Source organism: Campylobacter concisus (genome assembly GCF_002914005.1).
Taxonomy (GTDB): domain Bacteria; phylum Campylobacterota; class Campylobacteria; order Campylobacterales; family Campylobacteraceae; genus Campylobacter_A; species Campylobacter_A concisus_N.
Window position 1 is genome coordinate 1 of sequence record NZ_POZU01000001.1, and the last position, 3,616, is coordinate 3,616.

Below are 3,616 nucleotides of genomic sequence, written 5' to 3' on the forward strand. Positions count from 1 at the left end.
ATATAATCTATAAAATTTTATATAGCACAGTTTTTATAGGGTTCCCGCAAATTTTTGTTTTTGCAAAAAAAGTATTTATTAGGCTTAGAAATTTTTAGATTCATATCATTGGAGTTGCTATGAAAATTTTTATAATCGGTAATGTCTCGTCTATGATGATAAATTTTAGAGAAGAGCTCATAAAACTACTTGTATCAAAAGGGCACTATGTCTACTGTTTAGTTAGTGACTACAATGAAGAAAGTAGAAAAAAAATAATCTCATTGGGTGCAAAACCGCTTGACCACACTTTAAATGCAAAAGGGCTAAATCCATTTAAAGATATCATTGCTACATATGATTTGGTTAAGCTATTTAGGCAATATAGGCCAGATGCGATTTTTTCTTTTTTTGTTAAACCAGTTATTTTCGCAACTATAGCCGCAAAAATAGCAAGAGTGCCACGAATAGTAGGCATGATAGAAGGGCTTGGCGGGGCTTTTACAGTTCATAAAAATGGACAAACAATAAAGGCGAAAATTATCAAAACCATACAAGTTCTTTTGTATAAAATTTCACTACCATCTCTTGACGAGCTTATATTTTTAAATAATGACGATAAAAAGGACTTGATTGATAGATTTGATATAAAAGTAAAGTCCATAAATATATTAGGTGGTATAGGTGTTGATCTTGATAAATTCTCATATACTAAAGCACCTACTGATCCTATAAGTTTTATTTTTATAGCAAGACTTCTTGCAGAAAAGGGAATATTTGAGTATTTAGAGGCAGCTAAAATCGTAAAAGAAAAATATAAAGATGTAAAATTTTATATATTTGGTAGTTTTGATGAGCACAATCCATTTGGATTAACACAAGAAGAACTAAAACCTTATCTTGATAGTGGCGTAGTTATATATCCTGGCTTCGTAAATGATATAAAAGAACGGATAGTGAATAGTTCCATTTTTGTCTTGCCTTCGTATTACAGAGAAGGTGTGCCAAGAAGTACGCAGGAAGCCATGGCAATAGGAAGGGTAGTAATAACCACAAATAGCGTAGGATGTAGAGAAACTGTTGAAGATGGAGTAAATGGATTCTTGGTGCCACCATTCGATAGTAAAATTTTGGCACAAAAGATGATTTATTTTATACAAAATCCAGAAATGATAGTCCAAATGGGTATAGAAAGCAGAAAAATAGCTGAAGTAAAATTTAATATAAATGAAAAAAATGGAAGACTTGCAAAGATTATTATTGGAAAATAGCACATTACTATTTTTTACTTTTTTAATTTATAGTATTAAAGATTTTAATTTAAAAATTTAGACTTATCTTTAGCGGGCTTATCATGATTTAAATAATAAAACCAAGACAAGCTGGTTAGTTTTTTAAACTAGACTTCTAACCCACTAGTCCACCAACAGTTTTTGTATTGTTCCTATTAGTCTTTTTTAAAAAAATTCCTCTTCCTCTTTTGTAGAGTTATACTCATCTTTGAAAAATTTTTTAGCATTAATTTTTTGCTCTAGCATCTTTTTCTCATGAATTTTTATATATCGGCTTTTAGTATTCAAGGTAATTTCTAAAGCTAGTGCTATATCCTACATCATAGTGATGGCTTGCACATTTTGGCTCTTTATTGCTATCAAGGAGTTTTTATGACGACATGCGAGTTGCCGATATTGACCGGGTAGTTTTCATCTTTACCGATAACTGCGAATCAAGCGTTAGCTAATTCTAAATTTATCCATTACATTTACTGCTTATAAATAAATTTAATTACTAAAGAATTAAGCTAAATAAAATAGAAAATAAAATATAATCCCAAATCTTTGGTCCCGTAGCTCAGTTGGTAGAGTACTACCTTGACATGGTAGTGGTCGATGGTTCGAGTCCATTCGGGGCCACCACTTCTAATAAAATATCCTAAACAAGAGATTTAAAAATTAATTATTAGTAAATTTTCTAAAGATGTGGTGAGGATTTATTTAAAATAATCTTTCACATCATACTCTTTGCCAGCATCATGATCTTTTAAAAGCTTTGCCACAATAGGGCTTAAAATGATGATGGCAATTAAATTTGGTACGACCATCAAGCCATTAAACATATCTGCTAGGCTCCAGACAAAATCAACCTTTTGCAAGCTTCCCAAAAATACAAAAACGACTACTAAAATTTGAAAAGCTCTGACCGCTTTTGCCCCAAGAAGGTATCTTACGTTGATTTCAGCAAAATAGTACCATCCAAGAATCGTTGTAAATGCAAAGAAAAATAGACAAACAGCTACGAAACTATATCCGCCAACCTTGCCAAAGATATGCGACGAGAAAGCCTCTTGCACTAAGGTTATGCCTGTAAAGACTGCTTTGCCATTTTCAAAGCTAATAACATTTGCAGTAAGCACTACAAAAACGGTTATATTTAAGATGACAAAGGTGTCTATAAAGACGCTCATTATACCAAGGACGGCTTGATCGACTGGGTGTTTGACGTTTGCAGCAGCGTGTGCGTGCGGAGTTGAACCCATGCCAGCTTCGTTGCTAAAAAGACCCCTTGCTATGCCGTATCTCATAGCAGCTGCGATGCTAGCGCCAGTTGCCCCACCCCAAGCAGCCGAAGGATCAAATGCAGCTCTAAAGATTAGTGAGATCGCCTCTGGGATTTGGTGAAAATTTAAAGCTATGATAACCACGCCAACGATGATGTAAAGTAGTGCCATTAGCGGCACGATCTTTTCAGCGACCCTTGCGATCGCTTTTACGCCACCTATGAAAATTAGCGCGCAAATGAGAGCCAAAAACGCCCCTGTTAGCCACTGTGGTATGCCAAAAGCGCCGCTAAAGCCGTCTGATATGGAGTTTGCTTGAACCATGTTGCCGATAAAGCCAAGTGCGATGATGATAGCTATAGCGAAAAATCCAGCTAGAAATTTCGCCCACTTTCCCTTTAAGCCGCGGCTTATATAAAACGCTGGGCCGCCTATCGTGTGGCCGCTGTCATCTTTGGTGCGGTAAATTTGAGCGAGGCAAATTTCAGCAAAATTTGTAGCCATGCCCAAAAAGGCCGCGCACCACATCCAAAAAATGGCTCCTGGACCGCCCATGATAAGAGCTGTCGTCGCACCCACGAGGTTGCCAGTGCCAACTTGCGCCGCGATCGCCGTTGCGACTGCTTGAAATGAGCTCATACCAGCCTTGCCAGCAGCCTCGCCGTGAAGTGAGAAATTTCCAAAAAGCTTGCCTAAACCCATTTTAAATTTAAAAATCTGAACAAAGCCAAGTCTAATGGTGAAAAATAGTCCGGTGCCGCAAAGTAGGGCGATAAGGAAGTATGGACCCCAAAGAAATGAATTTATACTTTCAACGCAGTTATTTAAAATTTCAGCAAAATTTGTAGGCATTTTCTTGACTTTCATTGGTGTAGTTTAGAGAGCGAGTATATTTAAAAAAATATAAAATTAGAATAAATAAGAAAAATTTTTTAGCTTGGCTTAAAATTTCGTGCTAATTTTCGGCTTACTCGCGGTGAACTTGCTTTTACTAGCAAGATTTTGCGACCAATATTTTTACGCTCTAAGGCGTTTTTTGATTGATAATTTTTAAATTTATCCTACAATGAAGATTTAAGA

2 protein-coding genes and 1 tRNA gene are annotated in these 3,616 nt (G+C 35.8%); 2 read left to right on the forward strand and 1 reads right to left on the reverse strand.

The annotated features are described in order from the left end of the window. Positions 1–119 precede the first annotated feature (119 nt). A complete protein-coding gene (locus CYP54_RS00005; protein ID WP_103603699.1) occupies positions 120–1,250 on the forward strand; it encodes a glycosyltransferase family 4 protein in 1,131 nt (376 codons plus the stop codon). Between the two features lie 569 nt (positions 1,251–1,819). After that, a tRNA-Val gene (locus tag CYP54_RS00010) sits at positions 1,820–1,895 on the forward strand. A gap of 74 nt (positions 1,896–1,969) precedes the next feature. Here CYP54_RS00010 and CYP54_RS00015 read toward each other — a convergent pair. Then, positions 1,970–3,388, reverse strand: coding sequence for an alanine/glycine:cation symporter family protein (locus tag CYP54_RS00015; RefSeq protein ID WP_103603700.1), 1,419 nt, complete (start codon positions 3,386–3,388; stop codon positions 1,970–1,972). Positions 3,389–3,616 lie beyond the last annotated feature (228 nt).